At 52.9% G+C, this 25,667-nt stretch carries 23 protein-coding genes; 5 read left to right on the top strand and 18 right to left on the bottom strand.

Annotated features, from left to right (window positions below; all coding sequences use genetic code 11):
* Positions 1–276: 276 nt before the first annotated feature.
* Positions 277–1,203 carry a heterocyst differentiation control protein gene (gene hetR, locus GFS31_RS03420; protein ID WP_198806875.1) on the top strand — a complete coding sequence of 309 codons (927 nt, stop codon included), beginning with the start codon at positions 277–279 and terminating at the stop codon, positions 1,201–1,203.
* 267 nt (positions 1,204–1,470) lie between these two features.
* Here the strand turns inward: hetR and GFS31_RS03415 are convergent, their stop codons facing one another.
* From GFS31_RS03415 to GFS31_RS03395, 5 genes are all read right to left on the bottom strand, one after another.
* The gene (locus GFS31_RS03415; RefSeq protein ID WP_198806874.1) at positions 1,471–2,379 is read right to left on the bottom strand and encodes a hypothetical protein; all 909 of its coding nucleotides are present in this window, start codon (positions 2,377–2,379) and stop codon (positions 1,471–1,473) included.
* Positions 2,376–4,511, bottom strand: a complete 2,136-nt coding sequence (locus GFS31_RS03410; protein WP_198806873.1) for an NACHT domain-containing protein — start codon at positions 4,509–4,511, stop codon at positions 2,376–2,378. The genes GFS31_RS03415 and GFS31_RS03410 overlap by 4 nt, the downstream gene beginning before the upstream one ends.
* Before the next feature lie 205 nt (positions 4,512–4,716).
* Complete coding sequence (locus GFS31_RS03405; protein ID WP_198806872.1) at positions 4,717–5,127, bottom strand: cell division protein SepF; 411 nt, start codon at positions 5,125–5,127, stop codon at positions 4,717–4,719.
* Positions 5,128–5,222: 95 nt separating this feature from the next.
* Entirely contained in the window at positions 5,223–5,714 is a 492-nt protein-coding gene (locus GFS31_RS03400; RefSeq protein ID WP_198806871.1) for a hypothetical protein, read from the bottom strand.
* A gap of 154 nt (positions 5,715–5,868) precedes the next feature.
* Positions 5,869–6,417: a hypothetical protein gene (locus tag GFS31_RS03395; RefSeq protein WP_198806870.1), complete on the bottom strand. Its 549-nt coding sequence runs from the start codon at positions 6,415–6,417 to the stop codon at positions 5,869–5,871.
* 59 nt (positions 6,418–6,476) lie between these two features.
* On the opposite strand from GFS31_RS03395, the gene GFS31_RS03390 reads away from it, so the two are divergent.
* A complete protein-coding gene (locus tag GFS31_RS03390) occupies positions 6,477–7,244 on the top strand; it encodes a helix-turn-helix transcriptional regulator (RefSeq protein WP_315865627.1) in 768 nt (255 codons plus the stop codon).
* Here the strand turns inward: GFS31_RS03390 and GFS31_RS03385 are convergent, their stop codons facing one another.
* Together GFS31_RS03385 and GFS31_RS03380 are read right to left on the bottom strand one after the other, a co-directional pair.
* The gene (locus GFS31_RS03385) at positions 7,245–8,381 is read right to left on the bottom strand and encodes a hypothetical protein (protein WP_198806868.1); all 1,137 of its coding nucleotides are present in this window, start codon (positions 8,379–8,381) and stop codon (positions 7,245–7,247) included.
* Between the two features lie 429 nt (positions 8,382–8,810).
* Positions 8,811–9,650 (bottom strand): hypothetical protein, encoded by an 840-nt coding sequence (locus tag GFS31_RS03380; RefSeq protein WP_198806867.1) that lies wholly within the window; start codon positions 9,648–9,650, stop codon positions 8,811–8,813.
* Between the two features lie 354 nt (positions 9,651–10,004).
* Between GFS31_RS03380 and crtD the strand changes: the two genes are divergently transcribed.
* The gene (gene crtD / locus GFS31_RS03375) at positions 10,005–11,531 is read left to right on the top strand and encodes a C-3',4' desaturase CrtD (RefSeq protein ID WP_198806866.1); all 1,527 of its coding nucleotides are present in this window, start codon (positions 10,005–10,007) and stop codon (positions 11,529–11,531) included.
* Positions 11,532–11,671: 140 nt separating this feature from the next.
* Here the strand turns inward: crtD and GFS31_RS03370 are convergent, their stop codons facing one another.
* The 3 genes from GFS31_RS03370 to GFS31_RS03360 form a co-directional block, all read right to left on the bottom strand.
* Positions 11,672–12,997: an IS4 family transposase gene (locus GFS31_RS03370; RefSeq protein WP_198805430.1), complete on the bottom strand. Its 1,326-nt coding sequence runs from the start codon at positions 12,995–12,997 to the stop codon at positions 11,672–11,674.
* 219 nt (positions 12,998–13,216) lie between these two features.
* Positions 13,217–13,567 (bottom strand): hypothetical protein, encoded by a 351-nt coding sequence (locus tag GFS31_RS03365; RefSeq protein WP_198806865.1) that lies wholly within the window; start codon positions 13,565–13,567, stop codon positions 13,217–13,219.
* A 117-nt stretch (positions 13,568–13,684) separates the two neighbouring features.
* Positions 13,685–15,076, bottom strand: a complete 1,392-nt coding sequence (locus GFS31_RS03360; protein ID WP_198806864.1) for an NAD-dependent malic enzyme — start codon at positions 15,074–15,076, stop codon at positions 13,685–13,687.
* 271 nt (positions 15,077–15,347) lie between these two features.
* Between GFS31_RS03360 and GFS31_RS03355 the strand changes: the two genes are divergently transcribed.
* Entirely contained in the window at positions 15,348–15,797 is a 450-nt protein-coding gene (locus GFS31_RS03355) for an SRPBCC domain-containing protein (protein WP_198806863.1), read from the top strand.
* Positions 15,798–15,864: 67 nt separating this feature from the next.
* Here GFS31_RS03355 and GFS31_RS03350 read toward each other — a convergent pair whose 3' ends face one another.
* The 4 genes from GFS31_RS03350 to GFS31_RS03335 all read right to left on the bottom strand — a co-directional run bounded on the left by GFS31_RS03350 (position 15,865) and on the right by GFS31_RS03335 (position 19,942).
* On the bottom strand, positions 15,865–16,569 hold the full coding sequence (locus tag GFS31_RS03350; RefSeq protein WP_198806862.1) for a Uma2 family endonuclease: 705 nt from the start codon (positions 16,567–16,569) through the stop codon (positions 15,865–15,867).
* A 277-nt stretch (positions 16,570–16,846) separates the two neighbouring features.
* The gene (locus GFS31_RS03345; RefSeq protein ID WP_198806861.1) at positions 16,847–17,437 is read right to left on the bottom strand and encodes a DUF3611 family protein; all 591 of its coding nucleotides are present in this window, start codon (positions 17,435–17,437) and stop codon (positions 16,847–16,849) included.
* Positions 17,438–17,825: 388 nt separating this feature from the next.
* On the bottom strand, positions 17,826–18,776 hold the full coding sequence (locus tag GFS31_RS03340) for a YihY/virulence factor BrkB family protein (protein ID WP_198806860.1): 951 nt from the start codon (positions 18,774–18,776) through the stop codon (positions 17,826–17,828).
* Between the two features lie 137 nt (positions 18,777–18,913).
* A complete protein-coding gene (locus GFS31_RS03335; RefSeq protein WP_198806859.1) occupies positions 18,914–19,942 on the bottom strand; it encodes a LysR family transcriptional regulator in 1,029 nt (342 codons plus the stop codon).
* Between the two features lie 114 nt (positions 19,943–20,056).
* On the opposite strand from GFS31_RS03335, the gene patD reads away from it, so the two are divergent.
* On the top strand, positions 20,057–20,413 hold the full coding sequence (patD, locus tag GFS31_RS03330; protein ID WP_198806858.1) for a heterocyst frequency control protein PatD: 357 nt from the start codon (positions 20,057–20,059) through the stop codon (positions 20,411–20,413).
* 153 nt (positions 20,414–20,566) lie between these two features.
* Here patD and GFS31_RS03325 read toward each other — a convergent pair whose 3' ends face one another.
* The 4 genes from GFS31_RS03325 to rodA all read right to left on the bottom strand — a co-directional run bounded on the left by GFS31_RS03325 (position 20,567) and on the right by rodA (position 25,597).
* On the bottom strand, positions 20,567–21,244 hold the full coding sequence (locus GFS31_RS03325) for a hypothetical protein (protein WP_198806857.1): 678 nt from the start codon (positions 21,242–21,244) through the stop codon (positions 20,567–20,569).
* Positions 21,245–21,369: 125 nt separating this feature from the next.
* Positions 21,370–22,386, bottom strand: a complete 1,017-nt coding sequence (gene ccsB / locus GFS31_RS03320; protein ID WP_198806856.1) for a c-type cytochrome biogenesis protein CcsB — start codon at positions 22,384–22,386, stop codon at positions 21,370–21,372.
* Between the two features lie 117 nt (positions 22,387–22,503).
* Positions 22,504–24,261: a DUF3352 domain-containing protein gene (locus tag GFS31_RS03315; RefSeq protein ID WP_198806855.1), complete on the bottom strand. Its 1,758-nt coding sequence runs from the start codon at positions 24,259–24,261 to the stop codon at positions 22,504–22,506.
* Positions 24,262–24,340: 79 nt separating this feature from the next.
* Positions 24,341–25,597 carry a rod shape-determining protein RodA gene (gene rodA / locus GFS31_RS03310; protein WP_198806854.1) on the bottom strand — a complete coding sequence of 419 codons (1,257 nt, stop codon included), beginning with the start codon at positions 25,595–25,597 and terminating at the stop codon, positions 24,341–24,343.
* Positions 25,598–25,667: the final 70 nt, after the last annotated feature.

Genomic DNA, 25,667 nt, shown 5'->3' with positions numbered 1-25,667 from the left:
ACACCATGAAAACGTTATGCAAGGTATTCAATTATCCTATTAGGGATGTATAATTTAAGGAGCATCGCTTTTACTCTTGAGTAATCGCAGTCTTAAACTCACAACGTAGTGTTTTCTCTCTTCCTAATCATCTAAAGTCCACTGAATCTATTTTAGGTGATTGGTCTAGTTCGAGAATGCTACTTTGAGTGACGGTCGTCTTCTCAAGGGGCAAAAAAGAATCCTATTGCGTCAGTTCTCCAGGGTACATTTATTGATTTCGAGGTTCGTTGCATCATGGTCGGGATTAAGATTAATCATCAGCAACTAGCAAAAGCAATGAAGGTTAGCGATATTGACTTTCTGCTGATTGTGCTAGTGGTGAACTTGATTAAGAATTTAGGTCATCGCTATGGCCGTGTCATTGATGCCGTTTCTATGGCTGCCAAGTTCACAGTCTATCTAACCTATTTAGAAGAAGGAAAAAATTTAAGAAGAACTGGATTTCTTCATCATGTTGAGCCTCGTCGAGTCAAGGAGATTGTCAGCGAGTTTGAGGCTTTAGTTGAAAATGGAGAAACTCTACATTTACTGGGCAGCGTAGAGCCTTCCTATCTCATTGGTTTTTCTTATATATGGGCTGAAAAATTTCCCATGCATCCGGGGGAGTCAAGACTCAAGCTCTTCAACTTAACCATGAGTGAGCGTCTGATCATAGAGGCTAGTATTACCACAAATATTCCCAAATGCTTAGCGATTAAGGAGGAAGACCTACATTTTCTCATCAAGGAGCTCCATGAAAAGTCGCAGGCTTCCTTACCTTTAGAAAAACGCATTGCTTTTAGTGATGCGCTAGGCGAACATGCCAAGTTTCGGCTTTTAGAATCTGGCACAGTGCAGGAAGTCAAATTAGCTCAAGGGCCATCGGCCTACATCTTAGCTAAGACAGATTATTCTCCTCGTGATCGACAGGCCCGGATCCATATGATGATTCAGGATTTAACTCGTTATTTCGAGGGAATGTATGCCTGGGTTGATGAAGAGCCTGAAGTTATGCGTGGCATTGAAACCCTGGGAATTCTTCCTGAAAATAAAGATGCTGCTTTTCAGGAACTCGATCAATTAGTGCGAGACTGGGCAGACAAGTATCACTCCGAGAGTGCAACTAATCAAGTTGCACTTCAATTTTTACTTTCTCGCCACATGGATATTCTACAAATCTGAGAATTGGGTTCAGGTACTGATATTTATGGATTAAATACCTAGTACCTGTTTAGCAATACGACTACGATGCTTTTCTTTCAAGCAAAGAGAAGCATCGTAGTTAAGGCTAGTTTCTTCTAATCATAATGCTGTAAATATTTCGAATAGGAAAGATACGAGTTAGCTTTATCAACAAGACTTAAAAACTTCTTCCTTATAGGTTAATAAGGAAGAAGTTCTCTAGATTATATTTCTGATATTCTTTGCAGAGATCTAGACATCATCAATCTAGCGATGATAGGAAAAGGGAATATGCACATCACCGTTGCCAGCCTGTTTTTGCATATCAGCAATGGTCAGCATAGATGGTTGTCCTGAGGAGGCAAGTTCCCGAGTAGCAAAAGGCGTAATCACAGTTAGCGTTCCTTTGCGTAAAGAAACACCTAAGTGAAACTCACTCCACTCACTAATTCGCAACACCTCTCGGTTCAAGGTTTCAATATCTAGTTCCGTCTCAGAATCACAGAGACGATCTAGCTTCTTGAGGGTTTCTTGCAGCAGATCAGCAAGAGCCTTTCCTGATACCCTAGAGGTTTTTTGGCTGCCATCATTCGTTAACCACAACAAACGAGCATTTTCGTGCTGTAAAATCTCACTTCTAATAGTTTTCAATCGTTCATAAAATGCATCAGGATCCTGAAGAAGAAGGACATCATGTTGCTGATTCAATAAACTCGCAGTATCAAGTGGCAGATTGACAGAAGGCTCTGATTGAATTTGCGGAGTTTCACTAAATTGCTGATGGTTAACGACATCCTTAAAAGGATTAGCAGTGGTAGGCGCCATATAGTCGTTAGTCGTTTGAGAATTTTTGCCTTCGTGTTGTAGGTCGTCATTCTTCTCTAAGTCTACTGCTACAGAAATTTCTGTAAGATCACACTCCTGATATACATCCGCTAGTTCATTCAGAAAGTCCCATAGATTGACATCTGGATAATGAGTATTAAGCAAGCAAAGCACGTCTTTAATTGCCGAAGAAATTCGTGCAGATCGCTTATTCAAAATGATCTGACTAACTCGACTTTTAATTTCTTCAAGTTGTTCAAAACTCAACTGAAGCAAATCATTTTCAATCATCTGGAAATCTCCTACGTGATCTTGGACTGGAGGTTGAGCAGGCAGGTTAATGTCATTCATGGGTGTGCCACTGGGCAATTGGCCGTCAACTGAGGACTCAAAAATATTTCACTCACTTCTCTGGACATTCGACCTGAAATGTAAAAAGCCTCTTTCATACAATAAAAAATCAAACAGACACTTTGATAGTAGAGAAAGATTGCTTGCAATTCATCAACAGTAAAATTGAGATCCTGATCGTTAATTTTTAACGCCTTAAGCCAGAGTTTATAGAGATTATTCTCACAAACTCTTCGATGATAGGATGACATTGATTTATTCTTCAATTGTTTTTTTAGTCGAGATATGGTTGACATCAAAGCTTGGCACTCCTGATCTTCAATTAATCCATAGTCTTTATTTTTACTTGCTAGAACAAGCGCCAGATCAAAAAGTCTATCTATCGATAAACCTCGAACAATTCTAGGATCAATAAGATATTGATCGCCCAAAACGCCTCTATAACTAGAAGGATGCTCTGAAGATGATAAAAGTTTAGATTCTGGTCCTATTAGTTCAATAATTTTCCTGATTTTTCTTAGAACCTTAGCAATCAACTTCTGTTCATATTGGCGATGACCAAATAGAAAAACAATATCCAAGATCATAAAATTAACGTGGCAGTAATTGATCGTTCTATCGCTCGATAGCGTTACTTTTGCAGCAAGCTGAGCAGTCAAATGCATAAAAGAAGAAAGCCGTGCAGTACAAAGATATCGACTTAGATGGGGTTGAACAGCGTCAATTAAATAATCTGTCCCTTGGATCCCTGCCAGAAAGATAAATACATCCTTCCAGGCAGATTCATGAAAATACTTCTCAATCACATCATTCTGAAGCTTTATACTTTCCATCAAGTGGTAAGCTATCAGTATTTTCTGAATCATGGGATTTTTGAACTGGCAGACATCACCAGAAACAACGATAATATCAAACAAACTTTCTTCTTTGAATCGCTCAATATGAGTTAGATCACGAAGCATTGAGTGCCGCTCAAATATTGCACTGCATAAGCGGTATATTTCCATTTTATGAAACTTACTTCTGCCACTTTTAAAGCACAGGTAAGCCATTTCAGCTAAGACCTTTAGTCTTAGGCTAAAAGAGTTTTCAAAGTTTTGAGTGTGGCAAGGAGATACTTTTACAGATTCATCATTGGAAATCAGCCTGGAGAGGATTTTATCGTACAAAAAAGTTTGACCTAGAATGCGATTCTCACTGCGTTGATACAAAGACAAAGCAATGCTTAAAGCAAAGGGGTTATGAATAACATATTTTGTAGCCTTACATTCACTGATCAAATACTTTGAGATTCTTTTTTCATCTTTCAAGTCAGGACTTTTTCCCTTGATAGACTTGCGAATATATTCCTGAATCCTTTGATGATCAAACCCTAAAATTAACGCTTCATGGAATCGACTGAGAGCTTGAGTTTTTCTGAAAGTTCGACAGGTAACAATAAATCGATTCATTGCATAGCTATCAGAAAAATCTTTGATTCTGAGCAAAAGCTGATCCTGAAGTTCGGGAGGAGCAGCATCTAGGCCATCAATGAGAATAAGAAGTCTTCCTTTTCTCAAGGCTGACTCAACGAATTCCTCATGCTCTGGAAAGCCACAGGCTTGAAATTCCTGGCTGATCATTGATTTGATATTAATGTCTTCATTCAATTGTTGAGAAATTTGAATGAAAACGGGAATATGTCGCTTCATCATTCGCAACGAATCCCGGTCATCTAGAGCTGATAGGCCAATTTTTTTGAGAAACGTCGTTTTGCCAATTCCTTGTTCTCCTTTGATTACTAAATGGGAATATTTCTGACTTAGCTCTAGTCCATCACAAACTGAGTTTAAGTTTACTAGGTAATTGATTTCTTCATAGGGCAACATTATTTTTTGAGATCTCTCTAGAAAAGTTGCCTGATCAGTGAAATGAGGATTCACATAGATATCTTCAAGGGATACAGAAGGTCTAAACTCTTCCTGTCGTATGAAGCCATGCCGAAGAACAAAATTCTCTTTGTATTCTTCTGACGCATAGAAAATTGCATGGCTCAGTCTTTGACTAAGTAATTTATAGGCTTCATCCTTTGTCTCCCAGAGCGACTTAAAGATGATGATTGAAATACCTTGAATAGCACCAACTGGAATCATGACAGTCACTAAGCTATGAAATGAACTAATAGGAAGTCTTCATGGATAAGAGAAGATAGCCATAGAGCTGATGTGCTTATCCTTAGGCAATTGGAACGATTAGGATGATGACCTATTATCACAACTCAGAATAAGTAAAATTCATCGATCATCAAGGGAGGCAAGCCATAGGAAAGGTAGATTGAGGATTATAAAATAGTGATTCTTACTCCAGGTCAGTTGCGGTTTGAGCCTGACTTGCTTCAACGCGAATGTTGGTGCTTTGAGGTGTGAGCAAGAAGATATTGGCATCTATTTTCTCTAGGGAACCTTGGCACATATAGGCACCACCTGCTATGAAGTCGATGGATCGTTGAGCTTCTGCATTCATCATATGAGCGAGATTCAGAACGACTACTTTGTTATTGCGTAAAATCTGAACAGCGGGGGGCACTTCCTCAAAGGATTGGGGCTCAAGGATGACAACTTCTGATGCTTGGATATAGCCTTCTCGGACAGAAGTTGTTCTATAGGGATAGGATTGCTGATGACTCAAATTGACCGGGGATGAAAAGAATGAATCTGACGGGTAATGGCTAAATGTATCGCAGTGGAAGGCTGGGGCCTGGAAATTCATGGCGATCCTCGTGCTGAAAGAAGAAAGATAGAAGAGGCAAGAACAGGCATTACATCCATCAAGGTCATGAAAGCGAGAGATAATCCAAACAGATGTTAGGCAGAAAGATGGACAACTAGTCGCTCACACTGATCAATATTGGTATTCGCATTATTGATGGCGACAGCATGATGCTTAGGCTTAGAGTTAGCTTGAGCAGCAGCAGAATTAACCAAAGATGGCTTTGCTACAGGGTAGGTGCTGGCAGATTTAGTCGTGGTGCTGTCCATGGTGAGGGCTCCTTGAAAGGTAGAGAGTGTTGTTTCGCTGACATCTAGCTCGATAAGCTTTTTACACACTACGTCAGCAAAGTCATAGTCGAAGTGGTGGACGGGGTATCCCTTAAGACTCCAAAATTCTAGGATTCTGGATACAGAGTTGACCTTATAGCGTCCCTGATAAATGGCTTCTACAGTAGCGGTAATGACCCATTTACCGGGATATAAATTCAACCAGGAATAGATGAGATCGACTAGATTAGTTCCACCAAGCTCAAAGCTGTAGTTAATGAGCAAAGCAAAGGTAACAGCAGCCGGATTCTTTCGCATAGCGTTTCTCGGTAGCCTGTTGAAATTAGGCTTGATAGGGTTAATAGGATGCATCTAGGCCCATAGATTTATGGCTTTCAGCATTGCTTTGCAAGGAAGTTTTCACAGAATCCAGTCCTATTTCCGTTAGCTGGGACAGGACATTGGGTAATCGTTAGATCTTCTGCACTAAAATACTGAGCACTTCTTTGCTGTTGGGGCGAATTTGAAATGGGCTCCAGTCTGCCGTGTTGGCATAGCCCGTTGCATGGAAAGCAGCAATAGCCTTTTTCACGGCATCTCGGGTACCCACTAACAAAACCTTCAGCGTGTCTGTTTTAGCGGAGGATTGTCTCGTGCTCGGGCCGAGTTGACGTCTTGCAACGGCAGGCCGGAGAGCGACGTGGCTTGATTCGGTGGCAAAGCGCCCAGTGCCTCGACCGTCGGAATCTTGGAAGTTATGGCTGATGTTCATGGCGGTTAATTGGGTATTTAGAGCTTGTCGAATTTCAGATTCGGTGTAGAAGCGGCTTTCTACACCGCACACGGGCTTGCATTTGTAGTAGCTGGTGGCTCGTCCATGGATGAGGCCATCGACTTCCCACCAGTGGCCAGCCTGGAAGAACCGAGTGCCGAGGGGCAGTCCCTCAGACTGAGACGGACGAAGGGGGGTAAAGCTGGATCGACGCGAGGCGGTGCGGGGGGCGATTTCACGATGGTTCATAGTCAATACCTGCCTGAGCGGTGAGATGTAGAGCGGGCTGGGAACAGTGGAGCGGCGCTATGGTTGCCAACCTGACTTTACTCTACACGAGACGTAGATTAAAGTCAACACCTCAGGGCCATAAATCTACACGAGACGTAGATTCTGATTTTGTGGTAAGACTATCTACGGTTCCCTTCCTGAAAATCATGCCTATCCGATGGAAGCTGCATGAGGTCATGTCTAGACGGCGGATTCGCAACAAGGATCTGGCGGAGGCGTTGGACATCACTGAAAACTCTGTCTACCGCTTGCGGAAGGCGGAGGATATGCCTCGGCTCACGCCCCAGCGCCTAGAGGGTATTTGTGAGGTGCTGAACTGTCAGCCTGGGGAACTGCTGGAATGGGTGGCGGAGGATCAACCGTTGTCTGGGCACTTGCGTCGCCAGGAGTCTCTAGGAAGTACGGTCAGGGAAGAACCTTCGTCTAATGCGGTGATTTTGCAGCATACCCAGCCCAGCCCCAAAGCGGTTTCAACCGTGACGTTGCAGCGATTAACTCAGTATTACCAGCCGATTCTGGCCTTGGCTTGGCAGGGGTTTGTGGAATATGGCCCAGGGGCTGTCGTGTTTACGGATTTGGCTACGGGGCCAAAGCTGGCCTTCGTGGAGCAGCAAAACTTGACCGATCCGCACTGCATTGGTGCCATTGAGCAGAATAATCCAGAAGTATCGGCGGTGGTGTTGTACTACAAAGATGCCGACTATTCGAGAACCGACTATGGGGTATTGACGCTCATTGGCCCCAAGTCGCCGCCAGAGTGCTTTGCCCTCAGCTACAGAGCCTAGCTATCGGAGGTCTTGAGCTTGCAGGGTGAGGTAGCGTCCCTGGGAGTAGGCAAACTTGGCGGCGTATTCCGCGAGTTTTTCCTGAGCTACCCCGTGGCGAGAACTCTGGGTAGACACCGACTCCATATGGCGCAGGGCGTCCTGCCAAGTGGCTGCTACGTCAGCCCAATCCTCCAAGGTGGAGGCGCTGGCGGCCATTTGGGAAGCTGATTCGGCAGCGTTTACCGCTAACCGAAAGGGAGCCATTTCAAGCTCACCCTGGGCATAGGCTAGGTTGCTTTGGTAGAGCTGACGACGCGCCTGGGCCGAGGGAAAGAGATGACTCTGGGCCGGAATGGGCTGTAGCTCGTCGATGGCCCGCCGCCAAAAGGTGATCACTTGTAGCCAGTCCTCATGGGTAGTAGCCGATTGGGTCAACTCTGCGGCGGTGTAGGCTAGTTCCATCGCCTGCGCCATAGCCCCGTGATCCTCGCTACGGTGGGCCATAATGCCCAGGGGGGATTTAGCGGTGGCGCGGTCGGCCTGGGCCAAGAGCTGACGGCCCAGGTGACGGACTTGCACGAGGGAAAGGCGGCTCAGGGTTTGCGCCTGGGTGAGATAGGGTTGGAGGTATGCAGGACTGTAGGCATAGAGAGCCATCGCCACCACCGTGGTGCCCGCCAGCGTTATCAGGCTGCCTCGCCAAAGGCGTGACAGTCCTTGCGTCCTCCCGTGGGGACGGAGGTGGAAAAACTTGGCAAATGCTGAACTCACCGGAGTTGTGGCCTCGGCCTCGGCCCCTGAGCTATTCTCCGGGGTCACGTCCCAGGCATCGGGAGGATAGACTTGGGTGGGTATGGAGGGATCGGGATCGCCAACGAGCTGGCTTTTGATGCTGAATACCGCACGATGGGCAGATTCTAGCTCCAAGGAATTCAGCAATTTAGGCCCACTGCCCCCACGGCTTTGGCGATGGTAAGGGGCTAAGACGGAGGAGGCCTGATCCACTTTGCCTGTCAGGATAGCCTTAAACGGCTGGGCCGTCAGGAAGGCTTCCATGGGCAAGCTTGCCTCGATAGCGCGAAAATCTGCCCCATCTTCAAATCCTTGAAAATATTCGTCGATGTCAACCCGCTGGCTCTTCTCATGGCGGCGCATAGTGCACTCCTTGATGGTGATAGGAAATTCCTTGGGGCCAATCCCTGATGCTGGTGTTGGTGGATGCCCTAGGTTCATCTTGGCCGACGGACTGGGACGGAGCAAGGGTGCTATACAACACATTTCATCAGGTATCTCACCCTCTACGGCATCAGGTATCTCACCCTCTACGGCATCAGGTATCTCACCCCCTATGGACACAGAGGCCCGCCACCGATGGAGGCCGTCGCTGCCCCAAGCTTCTAGGCCCAAAACCCCAGGGCGAGGGCATTTGGGGTTACGGCCAGTCTGGGGCTCAACCCGACGACAAAAAAGCGAGGTCGCCTAAAATAGACTCCTCGCCCATGGAAAAGCACCTTGGCAGAGAGGGCTTTTTGTCCTAGCGTCGGCAAAACCGTAGGGTCTGGCCCACCCCATTACCGCTTCTGTCTAGCGGGTCAGCGGATCAATGCGTCCGGTACCGCGATTCGCGTCCGCCATGGTGCCAAGCCCCTGCCCGTGGTGCAGATGACCGGAAGTTGCCATGGTCCAAAGTTCCTGCATGGCTACTTCAATGGGATCAGCCCCAGGCTGGGTAGCAACGGGAACCCCAGGCTGGCCAGTGACTTCAGGATGAAAGGCGGGCGGAGCAGAGGGCAGCGCCACGGGAGCAGGCAGCGGCATCACCGATGTGGGTGACGACGATCCCACCTCCGCTACCACTAGCGACGACAGGCTTTCGACGGGGGGCACCTCAACCAAGGGCGGTAGGGCAATCGGCTCCTCACCGGAGGTCATCGCCGTATCCTCGGCCAGGTCTTCCAGGGGGATAGGCTGAGGGTCTTCCAGGGGAGTAGGCTGAGGGTCTTCAAGCGCCGCAGCTTCTGGTTCAAGGGCGTCTGGTTCTGGGGACTGGCTGGGGCTGGGCGTCAAAAGTTCGCTGGGCGTGGGCTGATCTTGACCAACAGGATCCGTCATCTGACGCTGTTGCACCATCACCGTCCTTGCCGCCTTGATGAGGTTTTGGAACAACTCCTGATCCCCATTGTGGATCTTCATGTAGGCCAAACGGCTCCAGGCGTGGTAGCTCAGCGTCACATCCTGACTAAACAGCTTGGATAGGTCTGATTCTTCCCAATAGGCACAGCTGGCCAGATAGCTGGTCAACCGCTGGCGATCTTGGTCGTCCACAATGGTCTGAATCGTGCCAAACACATCGACATAGCTCTGCCCCAGTAGACAAACCTCCTCAGAATAGTTTTTGCATTGGGAGCACAATGACAGTGACATAGCAAGTCCTCTTCGTTGAATGGGTAGGCATCAGCCCTCGTTCAGCGGGCTGAATGGAGAGGACTATACCGACGCCCTTAAAGCACAAGGCCAAAAGTGACCGATTTAGCAGAAAATCCTTGACTTCTAGAGAAGCAAGATTAGAATGGTTAGCTTTTGCCCTCAAAAGGCAGCCCAGAGAGCCCAATTGGCACCCCCAAATTGCCCATAGGCCCTCACGGAAATCGCACTTTTTAGTACAAAATTACCATAGGCCAGACATCGACAGATCTGCATGGATAGCCGCTAGCCCCATGGGTTCGGGAGGCCCCCAAGGTCGTAAACTGAGAACAATGGTTAAGAACTGTAACGACTATGGCAAGCCCCACGGTGGCAGGCGGCAATCCAACGGCGAACGGCAAACGTGTAGTGGTGATTGGGGCGGGCATTGGCGGCCTCACAGCGGCGGCGTTGCTGGCCAAACGGGGCTATGCAGTACGCGTGTTTGATCAGGCGCTAGTATCCGGGGGCTGCGCTTCCACCTTTCGGCGACGAGGCTTCACCTTTGATGTGGGAGCCACCCAAGTCGCTGGCCTAGAGCCGGGGGGCATCCATCACCAAATTTTTACCGAGTTAGACCTTCCCCTACCGGAGGCCACCTTCTGCGATCCGGCCTGTGCGGTCTTTTTACCGGGGGAAACCGAGCCGATCCAGGTGTGGCGCGATCCCGACGCATGGCAGGCGGAACGGCAGCGGCAATTTCCCGGCAGCGAACCCCTATGGCAGTTGTTGCGGGATTTGTTTGCCCCAAGCTGGCGGTTCCAGGGGCGCGATCCGGTGTTGCCCCCCCGTAATCTGTGGGATCTGGGCCGATTGCTCCAATCCCTGCGACCCGACACCCTCCGCACTGTGCCCTACACCTTTGCCACCGTGGGCCAAGCGCTTCAATCCTTGGGGTTGGCCCAGGATCGCCGCCTGAAGACCTTTTTGGATTTGCAACTCAAGCTTTATTCCCAGGTCAACGCCGACGAAACCGCCCTGCTCTACGCCGCCACCGCCCTCAGTGTGTCCCAAGCGCCCCAGGGGTTGTTTCACCTCAAGGGCAGTATGCAGACGCTGAGCGATGCCCTAGAAAAATCCCTGGCGCGAGATGGTGGACTGCTGCAACTGCGCCACACCGTCCAGCAGGTTCACACCCAAGGGGGACGGGTTACAGAGGTGACGGTGCAGGAGCAGAAATCCGGCAAAACCTGGGTCGAGCCTGCGGATCACGTCGTCGCCAATGTCACGGTGCAAAATTTGGTGGAACTTCTGGGCGATCAGGCTCCCCAGGGCTACCGTCGTCGGGTGAAAAACCTGCCCCCCAGCAGCGGGGCTTTCGTCATTTACTTGGGCGTGGAAGCCGAGGCCATCCCCCCCAACTGCCCGCCCCACCTGCAATTTCTCTATAATTACGACGGCCCCATCGGCGAAAACAACTCCCTCTTTGTCTCCGTCAGCCATCCTGGGGATGGTCGGGCTCCGGCGGGGCAGGCCACCATTATCGCCTCCACCTTCACCGAGGTTGGCCCCTGGTGGCAAACCCAGGACTACGCCGCCCTCAAGCAAGCCTACACCGATGGAGCCCTTCGCCGCCTCTCCAGCTATTTCGATCTAGATCCCAAGCACATCATCCACGTCGAAGCCGCCACCCCCCGCACCTTCGCCCACTTCACCGCCCGTCAGCAGGGCATCGTCGGCGGGCTGGGAATGCGGGTCAGCAGCTATGGCCCTTTTGGCTTTGCCAACCGCACCCCCATCAACGGCCTCTGGCTGGTGGGCGATTCCACCCATCCCGGCGAAGGTACCGCTGGGGTGAGCTACTCGGCCCGCACGGTGGTACAGCAAATTGAGGCGAGTTAGGCACAGCACTTAGCCCAGCCCTTTGGGAATAGGCACCATCAGTAGATCACAAATCTTTTATGGCCCTCACCCCCAGCCCCTCTCCCAGGAAGGAGAGGGGAGCCGGAAAATCCTTCAAAGTTCCTCTCCTCCCTGGGCTACTAAGTACACACAACTGAGCTTTGGGCGAGTGACCATCCCTCAAAGATGGCCTCAAATTTTCTAAGTCCTTGGCTCAAGGTACGAATGCCGGGTGGCGGTTGGGAGCGATAGCCCGACCATCCCCCCAGGCGTGCAATGAGCCAAGTGGCCCAAGGTAGGGAGCCTGGGGAGAAGGGATTCTGCTGTTTTCGGGTTCGCCCCTGCAACGTCGGCATCAACTGCTCCAGGCATTGCTGTTGCGGTTCGCTAAAGGTCACCGAGGCGGAGAGAGATTCATCGGCTCGACCGGTTTTCAGTTGGAGCAGCCTCAAGGTCACCATTAAGGCCAGGATGGTGAGGCGTTCAATGGCCTTAACCGACTCCAGGCGGGTGGATTCAAGGTCAAGGCCGACTCGCTTAAGCAACGCAAAGAACTGTTCAATCTGCCAGCGCCACCGATACCACTGAATCACTTGTAACGCTTGCTCCACGGTCGTGACGGGATGGGTCGTCAGTAAGCGCCAATGAATGGGCTTGACTCCGGCAGGTGGCGTGACCTCTTTGGCCTCCACGGCATAGAGGGAAACCAATTCGGGATAGTCGTGGGCATCGACCTTCCGGGGGCGGCGAAGGGTAACGGGCGTAAAGCGCACCGCTAGCCAAGCTTCACGGGACTCTCGGTGACCACGAGGGTCGGCCAGCACCTCAACGGCATAGGTGCCCTCAACGGGTTGCTGAGCCAGTGTCTCGTAGAGCATCGTGGACTTATCGTGCAGTCGTCGGTTACGGCAAGCGCGCACTAACAGGTGCGTGTGGGCATCAGGCACCCGAACCCACTCTTCGTAGATATCGCTCTCACGGTCACCCACATGGGTCACACACACAGCATCCCCAGCCATCAAGGGGACTCGACTGTCCTCGGCAGAGCGCAGCCACTTATAGGATTCTTTCTCCTCAATCGGCAACTGAGGATAGTGCCGCTGATGTTTGTCGGGTCGTTTCGGGTCACGATGCCATCGTTGAATCGCACTCAAGCCCAAGGGAAAGCCACTCTCCGCATCGGCCACTAGGGTCGGATGGACGAAAAACCCGATATCACGATGATTGCCGACCACCCCGACGTCCTCAGGCTTGAGATGCTTCGCCTGAGCCTGCAAGTTAATTTCGCTACTGTCGCTGATAGCCAACACATGACGCCCCGCCACCTGTTGCTGGCAGTGGTCTGCGGCACTCCTGACCAGTTCTGAGACGCTCACATTCTGATTCTCCAGAAAGCGATAGTACCCTACCTGTTCCGCTCGGTTGCGGCTCATCGCCCGGATGTTCACCGATAGCGACTCACGCATAGAGTCATACAGCGCCGCCCCCTTTTTTCCAGGCGGCGATCCCCAAAAGCACTGCCCTGTGATACTTCAGCGTGAATTAGGATAGGATTTTCCACCGCAATTCCCCCACGATTACTAACCGCATCCTACTCCAACCTGACTTGTGTGTACTTAGTAGCCCAGCTTGGGAGAGGGATTTAGGGTGAGGGCTGGATCGTAGCAAAAGAGTGCGTTTGTGATCTACTCATCCTGCCAAAGTTTCTGACCTGCCACCGATTTGAGGCAAGCTTTGCAGGTAACGTCTCGAATGTCTGAAGTATGGCTTCCGTCGAGCACAAGTTTTCCGCAGGCCATCCACGGGAGATCATCTGACGTTTGGGCTAACTCGTGAATGAGATGAACAGTGACAGGTTTGAGCGGTTCACCGAGGAGTTTCTTTCCTGCTATTGATTTCAGGCAAGCCTTACAGGTAATGCTTTGGATGTCTAGCGTATGGGCTAAATCAAGCGCCACTTTGCCACACGCTGCCCAAGGCAGATCGGCTGAAGTTTGGGCTAATTCATGGGTGAGGTGGACGGTAGCGAGTTTCATGACAGAACCGGATAGCTTCAGGCTGAACCGCCCTACGGGCAAGCGATTGCCCGTAGTAGAGAGGCGTCCTGGAGTTGCCTCCAGGACAGGTATCGTAGGCGAGAAGCCCCCTAGAGGCTACTTAACGGCCACCCCATCCACGCGGGCGGCGTGTTTGACGGCAGAAGCCACCGCATTGGCCACCCGGTCATCAAACACCGAGGGAATGATGTGTTCGCGGTTGAGATCTTGGGGGCTGACCAGATCGGCAATGGCCAAGGCCGCTTCTAGGTACATGGAGGGGGTAATTTCGCGGGCGCGGCAGTCGAGGGCACCGCGCAACACACCGGGAAACGCCAGCACGTTGTTGATTTGGTTGGGGTAGTCGCTGCGTCCGGTGGCCATCACCGCCACTTTGTCGGCCACCAGTTCCGGCTGGATTTCGGGAATCGGGTTGGCCATGGCAAAGACGATGGGATCCTTAGCCATCGATTCCACCATCGCCACCGAGACTACCCCCGGCGCACTCACGCCCAGGAAGATATCGGCCCCTGCCATGGCGTCGGCTAGGGTGCCGGATTCTTCAACGGCAAACTCCCGCTTTTGCTCATTGAGATCATCGCGACTGTGGGAGAGGATGCCCTTGGAATCGCACAGGACGATGCGGCTGGCCCCCGCCCGTTGCAGCAGCTTGGCAATGGCCACCCCGGCGGCTCCGGCCCCGTTAATCACCACTTTGACCGTGGGCAGGGTTTTGTTCACCAGCTTCAGGGCGTTCATCAGCGCCGCGAGGGTGACGATGGCGGTGCCGTGCTGGTCGTCGTGGAAGACGGGAATATCCAGTTCCTTCCGCAAGCGGGCCTCGATTTCAAAGCAGCGGGGAGCGCTGATGTCCTCCAGGTTGACGCCGCCAAACACCGGGGCCAACTGCTTCACAGCGGTCACAATCGCATCGGTGTCCTGGGTATCCAAACAAATGGGAAAGGCATCCAGTCCGGCAAACTTTTTGAACAGCAGGGCTTTGCCTTCCATCACGGGCAGGGCTCCGGCGGGGCCAAGGTTGCCCAGGCCCAGCACGGCACTACCGTCAGTGACGATGGCAATGGTGTTGCCCTTAATTGTCAGGTCAAACACACGGTCGGGATGCTCAGCAATTTCTAAGCACACCCGCCCCACCCCAGGGGTGTAGGCCATGGCGAGGTCGTCCTGGTTGTTGAGTTCCAGCTTGCTTTCCACGCTAATTTTGCCGCCCTCGTGGATTTGGAAGGTGCGGTCGCAAATGTCTAGAACTTCAATATCTTCAACGGCTTTCACCGCCTGCACAATGGCTTCCACATGGTCTTCCCCGGAGGCATCCACATGGAGTTCGCGCACTACATCGTGGCGGCTGCGGCTGATCAGGGTTAAGTCCCCAAGATTCCCCCCCGCATCGGCAATGGCCTGGGTAATGCGGGCCAACATCCCCGCCCGGTTGGGAATTTTCAATCGCAAATTGAGGCTGTAGCTAGAGTTGGGGGTGAGTTGTGCCATGCCAAAACCTGTAGACAATCGCTGGGTATAAACGCTATGCACGAAGGCGTTACGTAGGGAATCTTAAGCCGAATTTACTCCCGCGCACCAAAATCTCACCGCCCAACACGGTCAATCACAAGCTTTCTTGACGTGATCCAGCCCTTTCCTCCGCTTTAGCTATCCAAAAGCGCCCCTCCGTGGCCGATCCACCAAGGGGAAACCTCTGTGGGAAAATAGAGCTACCGTTTTTGGCGCACGGTTCCCCAGTTCGCCTCGTTCCCGGTTTGCCATGCCCAGCCTCTACAGTGAAGTCACCATTGACGCGCCCCGGTTTGCCGTTTGGGATGCCCTGATTCGTAAAGAAGAATGGCATCGCTGGAATACCTTTCTCTACGACTGCGACCCCAGCCGCCCCATCCGTCCGGGCGGAGATATCCTTCTGGCCCTGCGCCGCCTAGAAGGGGAAGACGAAACCGAATTTCAACCCCGCATTTTGGTAGTCCAGCCCAACCGCTGTCTGCGCTGGATTGCCAAAGTGCCTGGATTCCGTAGCGAGCACGTCTTTGAGCTAGAAGACATCGGCCCTAACCGTACCAAATATATCCACCAAGAACGCATCTCTGGGCTGCTTTCCCGCGCTTTTCTGCCCTTCATCCGCCGCGACGAAAAGGAAGGCATCCGCCGCATGACTCGCCAAATCAAGCGCTATGTCGAGCACGATTATCGTCGCCAGTGGTGAGATGTTGTCCGGTGTCTCTCTGGATGCCGCCATGGATGCCGACGTAGAGAGCAGGAATTTGGCGAGCTCACCCATCCTCCGGTTCAATGCCCAGCGCCCGCAATTGTTCTGCCAAACGAGCGACTCGCTCTTGGGCCTGCCTAGCCTGAACCTGGGCTTGCTCCGCTTGGGCTATGGCGGCGGCGGCGGCTTCCTCTGGGGTAGGAACTGGCTCACCAGTGGGGTAAAAATAGCGCAACACGCCATCTCGCACACCTAGGTAAAGACCCAAAACCTCGCTCCAGCGCTGGCCTGTGGGGGATGGCGCAATGGGTTCGTAGTGTTGGCCAACCAGCCGATAACCTTCAAATTCCAGGGTTTCTGGGGAGAACCAGAAATATTCTGGGGTGCGAAAGCGATCTTGGTAAAGCTGCTTTTTCAGGCTGCGGTCAGTTTTGGCGGTGGCGGGAGAGAGTAGCTCAATGATTAAGTCAGGATACTGTCCACCCTCTTCCCACACGACCCAAGATCGACGGGGATGCCGCTGGGTCTGGTTAATTAGGAAAAAGTCAGGGCCACGAAAATCCCGATTTTTAAGCTGCTCCCGGCTGAAGTAAATGGTGAGATTGGCCCCAATAAAAAAGTCATCCCGATCTCGCCAAAGCCATTCTAGACAGGCCACCAATAAAGCCAATTGGGCGTAGTGTAGCGAACTTTCCATCTCCGGCTCATCACTGTCTAATTGGGTAGCATCTGGCATTAAGTCGGCCAGTTGCTGAGCAGTTAGTACCATTACGTGCCTCCCCTACGTTCAGCAGGTTTATCTTCGGAACCGATGTTGGTAGCGCCTATCGTTTCAGGTCTGTATTCTCAGATCTAATGTTTCTCATGTGCTCGGCAGGTACTTGCTCATCATAGCGCAGCTCAATCCTCAGACCTTGGCCGCACAACCAGCCAAGTCACCGTCACCAAAAAAGAGACATAGCCCGCCACAAATATCCACTCTTGCCAACGACTTGATTCCATAATTTTCCCTCACCCCTTGGTATAGCTTGCCCAAGTTTTCCCAACTAAAAGGAATCCTGGGAAACACGATGACGACCAATCAGATAAATCAGCAATAGCGCCACTATTAACCCCACCAACCCCGCCGCAATCGTGCTGATCATGGCATAGATTGTGATCATATTGGAGGGCGTGATCAGGGCAGCAGCAGCAGGCACCGCCGCATTGGGCGCAATCACCGTAGCCCCTTGAGGAACCGATAACAGGCGCAGGGTCATGGCGCTCACCTGCCAAAGGGCAATGACGGTGGCCAGGGTGACAATGGCGAGGTTGGAGAGCAGCCCCAGTTTGATGGCACGCTTCACCGCTGGCTTGGAGGGACGCCGCTCGGCTAGTACCAGGCGGGCCGCGATGCGGGTATAGCGGAAGCACCAGTAAATGCTGAACAGCAGCAAGAGCAAGCACGCCATGGCCAACCACAGCCCCCAGCCAAAACGGCCAATCTGTTGCCCCGTAAAGATGCGCGTGACCACCACCAGCAACGGAATAAAGCCCAACATTGCCTGCATCACCAGGCCCGTCCAGCCCAACCAACGGCACCAGCGGGCAATATCTTCGGGGCTGGGGTTTGTGGATTTCAGATTTAAGAAGCTCATCGGTGTCAGCGGTAAAAATGGGGGGTAGCCAGCATTAAAGCATTTCCCCTTAGCCAATCCTGAATATCCGACAAGATTTGTTAACTTTGGGCAATGGATAAGTAGAATAGCCAAATTAAGTTTGGCTCCGGGTTTCGACTGCGCTCAACCCTCTTGCGGCCTTGTGGGGGGGCATTGAGCGAAGTCAAAATGCGTTTTACCCATAATTGTGACCACTTACTTACGGATGCCATCTGGCAGCGATAGCCGGGGTGAAGTTGTGACTGGGCACCTCGAAAAATACAAATCTTATTGAGAATGGCAACAAAATTCCAACGATTTCAGGCCCTAGGAATTCGCAATAAAGTAATTAATCCAGGTGCCCGACTGATAGCCGTTATCAGGAGCGCTACTCATTCAGAGAGCGGGAACGGCGACTCCCAAATAAATGGGCATAGACATAGGAAAATTCGCAGCCGAAGAAGAAAATTTGGCAGGTCAAAAATATCCACAGCATCAAAATCATGACGCTGCCAATGACGCCATAGGAGAGGAAACGACTGCCAATCGAGATGACGCTATTACTCACAAGCTGCTGCAAGCCAACCAGAGCTGATGCGGTGATAATTGCCGCCAGCCAAACATCATTCCAACTAACACGAACGGTTGGCAAAATTTTTAGCAGAACACAAAAGGCAATGGATAGAATAAAGAAGGATGAGCTCACTTGCAATCCTCGCGTAAGCTGTATTTCATCCACCTGAATAAATGGCAAGAGAGCCTGAAACTCATTTACGGTTTTCAAGATAATTTTGATAATAATATTCGAGAGTAGCGACACTACTAACAGCAGTGCTGTTCCAAAAACGAGCAGGAATCCAGACAGCTTGTTAGCGATAAAGAAAGCAACCATCTTCACAGGTGATCCTACTTCCGTAACGCGACTAGGAGATTGCCAAATTTGGTTCACATAGCGTTTGAGAATGACAAAAATTGTGCTCGCCATAAAAAGCAAGAGCACAAATCCGACGAGACCAGCACCAACACTATTGCGGTTTAGAGCAATGACAGTTTCTTTGATTAACTCATGGACTTCTACGGGCAGAAAGCGCTCAACAACGTCTTGAATCATCAGGAAAGCCTCCGTATTAGGGCCAATCAGCACACCAAAGATACTGAGCAGCACTAACAACAGTGGGAACATTGAGAAGAGGGCATAGTACGAAAGCGCCGCTGCCATGCCAGGCACATTATCTCGATCCCACTTCAGCCCCGTTTGTAGAAATAACTGAACAGGCCGTGAGGGCAGAACTTGATTTTTTAAGTAGGGGAAAACCGTAGTTTTAACGTAGGAAAGCATGGATGCATCACAGGAAGATGCATCCAGTTATAGCAGATGACGCTAGGCCAGTTTAGGGCTTGAGGACGAACTAACCAACAGCCCAACGTCGCTCCATTATCTAAGACGCCTACTCTAAGATGCTTACTCTAGGACGCCTAGTTTGTCGTGGCTTGAACAGTGGCGCGATCCCGTGCTTGTCCTTGGGCCGTTTCCAGTTTGGCGGGCAGGGTAAGACCGACGGGAGAAATCGCATGGCCCGTGAGGCTGATGCCAGGGAGGCATTTTTCAACCATGGCATGACTTTCTTCCATCAGGTAGGTGAGGAAGGCTTGGGAAACAACGGACAATTGCTTACCCGCCAAACTGGCCACATACCAATGGCGTTCAATGGGGAAATGCTCGATGTCGAGGATGGTGAATTCGCCCCTGGTGCCCTCGGAAATGATGGTGTGGAGGGACAACACCGACACCCCCAGCCCGCCTGCAATCGCCTGCTTAATGGCTTCATTGCTGCCCAGTTCTAGGCGCACTTTCACGTCTACATTGTGCTCGGCAAACAGTTTTTGCACTGCGTGGCGAGTGCCAGAACCAGGTTCGCGCATGATGAATTGTTCGCCATTGAGGGCCTGAATAGGCACCTTGGTTTTGCCTGCCAAGGGGTGATCCTTCGGCCCAATCACCACCAGGGGATTCTCTAAAAAGGGATGGATATTCAGGTCGGGCTGCTCTGGCGGCGAACTGATGATGTAGAGGTCGTCATCGTTGTTGGCCATGCGCTCCTGGATGTTTTGGTGATTCGTCACCTTGAGGGAGATATCAATGCCGGGGAAGCGTTGACAGAATGGCCCCAGCAGGCGCGGCACAAAGTATTTTGCGGTGGTAATGACGGCAAGGCGAAGCTGGCCTTGCTTGAGCCCCTTCAGGTCTGAGATGGCCATCTCAAACTGATCTAGACCGCTGAAGATTTCTTGGCAGGTTTCCAGCAGCTTTTGGCCCGCCTGGGTGAGATAGAGACGCTTACCAATTTGCTCAAACAGGGGAAGCCCCACCGCCTTGGTGAGTTGCTTCACCTGAATGGATACCGTAGGCTGGGTGAGGTAGAGTTCTTCCGCAGCGCGGGTAAAGCTGCCGTGGCGGGCGGTGGCTTCAAAGACTTTGAGCTGGTGTAGCGTGGCGTGGATCAACGTTCTGCCTCCCTGGTGGGCACACGAACTTTTCTATAGATTTCATTCTATCAAAATATCACCATTTGCCATAAATATTCTATGATTTTTGCCATAGCCGCTGTCACTTCTGCCATGTCTACCGCTGTCCAAGCCTTCCAGTCGCACCTATCCACCGTCAGCGACCTCTGCCAACGGGCCAACCCCAACCCCAGAGACCTCCAAGGCCACTTTCTGACGGTGCAGCAGCTTTTTCAGCAGCAGATTCTCCCCCTCGGCACCGATGACGCCCCCAACGGCCCCAATCTACAGCCCGTTCTAACCGAGATGAGCCGCACCCTACGCCTGATTGCCATGGATGTGGCCTTTCTGCAAACCGCCCGCCAGCCCCATACCCGCCACCAGCGCCAGCACCAAATGCTGACCAAGCTCACCCAACTGGAAGCCTTTACTACCAACCTTCAGCAAACCCTAAGCCAGGGCCAAGGCTAGACATCGATGCTCAAGTCCTTGTTCCCATTTCACGGACAAAACCTGCTAGAACTCGGACCTATCAAAGGGTCAGGAGACCTGACCCCTGCATGATTCCAAGACGGTTGGGACACGGTTGTCGCGTCCGAAGTCGAAGGTTGGATCAGCCGTAGGCTAGCTCCAGGAACTCTCTTCCGACACGGAGTTCAGCCCCACAATATCTTCGTAGGCAGCGGCTAGCACACAGGTAGACAGAGGAATGGTCACTAGCGCCCCAACTCCCAGTAACAGGAAACCTGCCAGCACAAGCAGACCCAACGCAAAACTCAAGATGAGGAAGGAAAACCATCGCTTACTAATCAGCTTGCGGCTGGTTTCCATGGCTGACCAAAAGCTCATGTTTTTGTCAATCACAAAGAGCTGAGCAAACATGTAGGCAACGGCTAAGTAAATACCAGGAATAACTAAAGCAATCAGGCCCAGGAAAATCAGGATGCCTGAGACCAGGGAAGTCAGGAATAGGGGCAAGAACTTCTTGAAGCCGCCAAAGAAATCACTGAAGTTCTTCGGTCGATTACGGGCAATTTGAAAGGAAACAAAATAAAAGCCCGCTCCTAAAGCGGGGGAAATAATACTGAAAAGCAAGTTGCCGCCGCCCAGTTCACCTTCAGGTGCTCTCATACCAAGAGGCGATGGCAGTTGGGAAAGGAGCCCGCTGATAATCCCGATGACTAGGGTAAATAGAATATAGCCCCAGGCAAATTCTTTAAAGATGGCCCAGCCACGACCAAAATACTCACCGATTTTCACTTCGTAGTCTCGATTCAAAAGATCCGCGTTAAAACTGCTCATGACAGTCCTCCATTTTCTAGGGAGATTGCCATTAGCCTATCGGTTCTGCCTTAAGCCACGTCAAAGTTTTGGGAAAAGTTTATCTTGTAGGTGCTTTGGCTGACCGCTCAGACAATTGAGGCTGCCTAGAAAAACCAGCCGTAGCTGTGCAGCCCTTTGCCGAGGATATTCACCCCCAGGTAGCAGATCCAAACCACCGCAAACCCTGTAGCAGCAAGGATAGCGGGGCGGCGTCCTTGCCAGCCCTTGGTGATGCGGGCATGGAGGTAGGCGGCGAACACCAGCCAGGTAATTAGCGCCCAGGTTTCTTTGGGATCCCAGCTCCAGTAGGAGCCCCAGGCTTCGTTGGCCCACACGGCCCCGGCGATGATGCCGATGGTGAGCAGCGGAAAGCCCAGGCCAATCATGCGATAGCTGATATTGTCGAGGGTGTCGGCCAGGGTGAGGCGCTGGGGCGAGAGGGTGACGGTCTGGCTGGCGAGTACCGCAGGCTTTTCTATGACTGCGGTGCCACCGCTGCCCAGGAGAACATCGTTGGCGGTCTCGCTGCCCAGGGCAACGGCCTCGGCTTGCTTGGCCCGCTGCACCTTGAGGTTGCGGAAGCTGCCCGTGCCGACGGAACTCCCCTTCAGTTCCACCGCTTGGCCACGGGTGACGACAAGGAAAGCAATGGCCAGCAACGACCCCACCAACAGGGCGGCGTAGCTAATCAGCATGACGCTAACGTGCATCATCAGCCAGTTGGATTTGAGGGCGGGCACCAATGGCTCAGACCCCTGCATATTGTCGGGCAGAGTGAGGGTGGCAAAGGCGGTGATGGCCATGGCGATGGGAGCGGTGACGGCCCCCACCAGGGGGCTGCGGCTCATGCGTTCCGCCACTAGGTGCATGGCGGTGATACCCCAGGCCAGAGCAAACAACGACTCGTAGAGGTTGCTCATGGGGAAGTAGCCCCCCTCCATCCAGCGGGCGATCAGCAGGGCGGCGATGGTGAGGTTGCCTACGGCCATGCCTGCCGTGCCGAGGCTGGGCAAGAGGCGGGCTTGGGGAAACGCCACGCCACACCAGTAGAGCAGTAGGGTGACAAACAGCACCGCAAAGGAGGCATTATCCAGCCAGCCCTGGAGCGCGATCAAATCCATAGGAGTTCTGTGAAGGAAGGGTCTGTTTCTATCCTACCGACTTTTGCCGACTGCAAACCTGGGGTCATGTCTATGGCGAACTGGGGAGTCGGGAATGGGAAGTTGGGGTTGGGGGCGTTATTGGGGGTTGGCCTCTGGAGCGGGTTCTGGGGATGGTTCGGGGTCTGGGCTGGGTTCGACCTCTGGGGCGGCGGCTCCGGCGGGGGCGGGTAGTGGCCCTGGGCGGTTGCCTCGGCGCAGGGTGGTGGTGATGTCGTAGCGCACTTGGCGGTCGCTCAGCACCGTGGCGGTGACACCAATGGCCTCTAGGGCAGCGGCACTGATCAAGCCTTCGGTGGGCAGCGGGGGCAGCAGCAGGCTATTTTCCACCGTGGCCATGTCCCGCAGGTTGATAAAAAAGTGGCCATTGTTGGGCCGAGGAGCCCGTCCGGTGGTGGCTTGGAAGGCGGAAGCGGTGGCCAACGCCCGGTTGGGCCGGGGCACAATCAAATCCGTGATGCCCTGCCCAATGGTGAAAAAGACCACATCTCCCTCCAGCCAGCCGTGGGCCATGGTGAGGGAATCGAAGGGGGCCACCCACTGGGTGATGGCTACACCGCCCTGATCCACGGTTTCCACGCGGTAGCGGTAGCGGTCGGCCATCACCGCATTCAGTCGATTGAGGGCAGCGGTGGCGGCGTCTCGGTCGCTGGCTTTCACCATCATCACCAGGGCCGGATTGGGCATGGCCGGGGCATCCGAGCCGCTGGGGGCTGGCGGTTCTAGAATGCCTAGGGTCATTTCGCCCCCCATCCAGGGCACCAGGTCTTCCTCCATCACCAGGCCCGTGCTGGACTGGATGCCTAGGGCAATTTCCTCTGGCCGGAGGGGAAAGGCCGCCGAGAGTTGTCTTCCCGCCTTGAAATCTTCCCAAAACTGCTGGAAGTTTCCGGTGGACAGCATAATCAGAGTGCTGGCCGGGAGGCGCTGGGGCATCTGATCCGCCGGGTTGCTGGTGTTGAAGACCACAGGCCCCTGATCCAGCCAGCTAATTGCCTGAATGGCGACCCCTTGGTTTTCCACCAGCACCGCCGCCACCAAGGATCGAGGGGTACGCAGGGCCTCTAGCCGACTGGCGGGAATGGCGGGATCGGCGGTATTGGCCAACGCCTGCACCGCCGAGGGCACATCCACATAGAGGCGGGCAAGGGCGCGGGAGCGTTCCACCTGCTCAAAGGCCCGCGTAAATCCAGGCCGTTCCACCACCGATTGATTATCCCGAAAAGCATCGATGGACTGCCGCAGTAGCGCCACTTGGGGGCTAACCAGGGCTAGTTCCGGGCTCAGCACCGCCCCGTAGATCGGTTCTCCCTCGCCGCTCTCCATCTGCTGAATGGTGATGCCGCGATAGGGGTTGTCGCCAATGCCCTCCGCCTGCACCAAGCGATTGCCTAAACCCTGCTGGGCCTGTCCAACATTATTAATGGGCAGCGCCACCACCACATTAGAGGCCAAGGATCCCTCAAGATCCGTGAGGGGAGAGGCCCCAGGGCGATCTGACGGCAGCACAGCTAGGGTAATTTCTGACCCCACCCAAGGGCGAAGATCGGCGTTAAAATTCAGCCCTGCGTCGGTGAGGAGACGATCTCGCCAGTCCACCAGGGCTTGGTCAAACTGGGCTTGGGTTTCGGCGGTGCCAAACTGACGCAGCCGTCGCCACTGGCCTTCGTCGGTGGAGAGGGAGGCCACCACAACGGCATTGCTGGGGATGGCATTGGCCCCCGCCGGAAGCCCCTGCATCAGACTGCTGCGACGCCCCAGCGCCCAAAAGGCCAGTGCCCCGCCCCCCACAAACAGGGCAACCCCCACGGCTAACGCCAGCGGCTTTGCCTTCAACCTCTGAAACACCATAGCCCAGCCAGAACGGAATTTTGCCCTGCCACTGTAGCAAACAACCGCCCAGATGGCGCAGGGGCTAATCGGTAAATTTCAGGCGGTGTCGATAGTTGGCCACCGATTGCACAATGCCCAGGGCCATGAAGTTCGTCAGTAGGGCAGAGCGTCCGTAGCTCATCCAGGGTAGGGGAATCCCGGTAATGGGGGCAAGGCCGATGGTCATGCCGATGTTGATGGAAATTTGGAACACCAGCATGGAGAACACCCCCACGGCAATCAAGGATCCAAAATCATCCTTGGCGTTTTGGGCGATGATCAAAATCCGAAAGCAGATCAGCAGATAGGTAATGAGCAGGGCCGCACAGCCCACCAGCCCCAGTTCTTCCCCCACGGCGGAAAAGATAAAGTCGGTGTGTTGTTCGGGGATGAAGTTGAGCTGGGTTTGGCTCCCTTCCCCTATCCCTTGGCCCCAAATTTGGCCCGCCCCAATGGCAATGCGAGACTGGATCAAGTGGTAGCCGCCGCCGAGGGGGTCTTTGTCGGGGTCGAGGAACAGGATGAGGCGATCCTTTTGGTAGTCTTGCAGCAGCCCCCAGAAGATATCCCCCAGCTTGCCCGAAACGAGGTTGACAGCGGTGGCCAAAATGCTGCTAAACCAGCGCCAGGGCAGGGTGTTCCAGGCAATCAGCCCCATGAGCACACTCCACACCAGCCAGCCCGGAAACAGCAGGTGGAACATAATCGCCGCCACCAAGGGGGAGATAAACAGCACCAGCCAGCCCGGATTGCAGTTGGCCCAGTACAGCATCCCCATCACCACCACCCCAAACACCAGGGAGGTACCGAGGTCGGGCTGAATGAACACCAGCGCCCAGGGCACTGCCGTAATGGCCACGGCCTTGAACACGCCCCCCAAGGTAGAGGCGTCTCGCTGGCTGAGCAGTTTGGCGAGGGTGATGATCATCCCCAGCTTGGCAAACTCCGAGGGCTGAATGTTGAACCCACCGATGGTAATCCAGCGCTGCGCCCCCAGGCCCACGGTGCCGATAAAAATTACCGCCAGCAGGGACAGGTTAACCGCACCATAGATCACCCACTGCCAGTTCAGCAGATTTTCGTAGCGGCAGCGGGCAAACCACAGGCAAATACCCAGGCCGATGCCCCCCAGTACCAGGTGATTCAGGCCGTAGGAGGTATCTAGGTGCAGTTGGGTGCTGTTGATCACCAGGGCACCAAACCCCGTCAGCCCTACCACCAAAACCATCAGTATCCAGTCCACCCCCTGCCAAGGGCTGAACCAAGACCGCCAGTTGCGTGAAAATTGCAGATTGACCATGGAAGGGAGTGGGGAGTGGGGAGTAGGAAACAGGAAAGACAAGGACAGACAAATAACGGCGAGGGGTAGG

The sequence above is a fragment of the Leptolyngbya sp. BL0902 genome, from assembly GCF_016403105.1.
Lineage (GTDB): Bacteria > Cyanobacteriota > Cyanobacteriia > Phormidesmidales > Phormidesmidaceae > Nodosilinea.
This window is presented reverse-complemented; position numbering and strand designations above follow the sequence as displayed.